This is a genomic window from uncultured Gimesia sp., from assembly GCF_937919775.1.
Classification (GTDB): domain Bacteria; phylum Planctomycetota; class Planctomycetia; order Planctomycetales; family Planctomycetaceae; genus Gimesia.
This window is the reverse complement of record NZ_CALFPF010000168.1, coordinates 1-1,935: the sequence shown is the minus strand read 5'-3', so window position 1 is coordinate 1,935 and position 1,935 is coordinate 1. Positions and strand designations below refer to the sequence as shown.

General features: G+C 52.5%; 2 protein-coding genes. Both read right to left on the bottom strand.

The features are described from left to right. Nucleotides 1-1,217: DUF1800 domain-containing protein (locus tag Q0294_RS04550; protein ID WP_299461378.1), on the bottom strand; the 1,217-nt coding region annotated here is incomplete at its 3' end. Continuing rightward, a partial coding sequence (locus tag Q0294_RS04545; protein ID WP_299461376.1) for a carboxypeptidase-like regulatory domain-containing protein occupies nt 1,217-1,935 on the bottom strand: 719 nt, incomplete at its 5' end. The genes Q0294_RS04545 and Q0294_RS04550, both read right to left, overlap by 1 nt.

Genomic DNA, 1,935 nt, shown 5'->3' with positions numbered 1-1,935 from the left:
TCATGTTTCGCGGCGAATGCGGACCAGTCTGGGGGTATCTGAGTTGAAGAAAACTGGGCGTTCGAAAGTCCTGTTGCAAAATTGGCCCGGTTGATGAGTGCACTCGTTCTCAACCAGTCTCTGCCCCCGTTCCAGCCTCCGACGTTCGGCGGATAAAACAGATCCTGCCCCAGTCGACGCATCCAGTCTGCCAGGATGATGGTTTGTGGTGGCGGATCGAACAGTTCCAGCGCGCGGATGGCGCCGATGATGAAATCTGTGGGGCCAGCGACGCGCTGTCGAATATTCTGATCCGAAAAAAAGAGTTTACTGCGCAGAATGGTTTCCGTTCCCCAGTCGATGTCCAGATCGTGCGATTGCAGCCCGTTGGCCAGCGTTTCGATGTGTTCCGGCTGAGCGACCCCTTCGCCGAGAAAGAGTTGACATAATCGCCATGCCAAACGCCGGGCTGTGGCCGGTTGTTCTAAGAGCAATGCAACGAGTTCGTCTCCGTTCCAGGCACGACTCTGGTTGAGAATTGTCTTCTGCCCGGCATCGTGTAACGCAGTCCGAAATGAGAACTGGTCGTCAATGACCGTCCAGCCGGTCAGCGCCCGAGCCGCTTCCTTAACATCGTTTTCGCTATAATTCCCGATACCCAGCGTAAACAGTTCCATCAATTCGCGTGCCAGATTTTCGTTGGGGTGTCCTTTATGATTGGAAGGTGCATCCAGCCAGAGCAGCATTGCCGGGTCGTGCAGGACGGCGGTAAGCAGTTTTCCAAACGGCGCTCGTGCCAGACTACGGAACAGATCGTTTTGCTGTCGCATCAGCGACAGGTCATCGAGTTTTTGATTGCTGGTAGCAAAGTGATTGTGCCAGAGCAGTGTCAGCTTTTCTGTTAACGGATCGGTGGTGAACAGCATCCGAAACAGCCACCACGCTTTGAGGCGGTCAGGCTGATTCTCGCGAACGGCTGCCTGCGCAATGCTGGCAGACATCTGTTCGAAATCCTCAAGATAGGCTCTTTCACACGTCGTTCCATTCAGCACGCGGTCAATGCTTGCCTGCGGGCCCTCCTGTAAATCGCGCTGGAGTTCCTTCCACGTTGCCGCGAACCCGGCCCGGCGATGCAGGTGGACCACACGCCGTAGATTCCAGGGCGTTTTCTTCGTGGGGCGATACTCAGCCCAAGGGGATTCAATTTCGGGTTTCGCTGCTTTAAGAGCAACTTCCATCACTCGGATCCTTCGGGTTTGAACTGTACATCGCCCAGGTCGCGAATTTCACCTGGTTTGAGTGGTTTTCCATTGAGAAAATCGCCCAGTTGAAAGTCGCTGCCATTCTTGCGAGTTTCCTTGGCTGATACGCTGTATATTTTCCCGGGAATCAAACCCCGGATCTGAAATCGACCATTTTTATCGGTCGGATAGCTCACAGAGCCTCCCGATTTTTGTTCTGGATTGGGAGGTAGCAAGGCAACGTTCGGATCTTTACTGATGACCTGGTAAACGTCGGAGAGCATGACATTGGCTTTGGGGCCACCAGATTCGTCAACGAGACGCCCCGTGATCTCGGCCCAGGGTTCGAGAGTGATTTTTAAATCGGACGGATCTTCCTCATCGATTAATAGATATCCGACCTGCTTGCTTTCCGGTTCGATGGCCTGCACCCGCCGTGGTTGTTCAGGACGATAGCCTCTGATTATCAGTTGGCCGTTCTCGAATCCATTCCAGCTCGGAAATTCTTCCATAAGTCCGATGTAATTCCCACTATTTACCGCTTTGCTGTCCTGCTTTATCACTTTAATCTGTAATGATCGTCCCGAGTCAAATGGGAAGTCAAGCTGAACTGATTTCGCGTCTTCAGCGGGATTTACTTCGGCCATGATGTGAAAGTTCGAGATGATTAAAAGATAGGGCACTGTATTAAAGGCATTCATCTGACGATATTTTT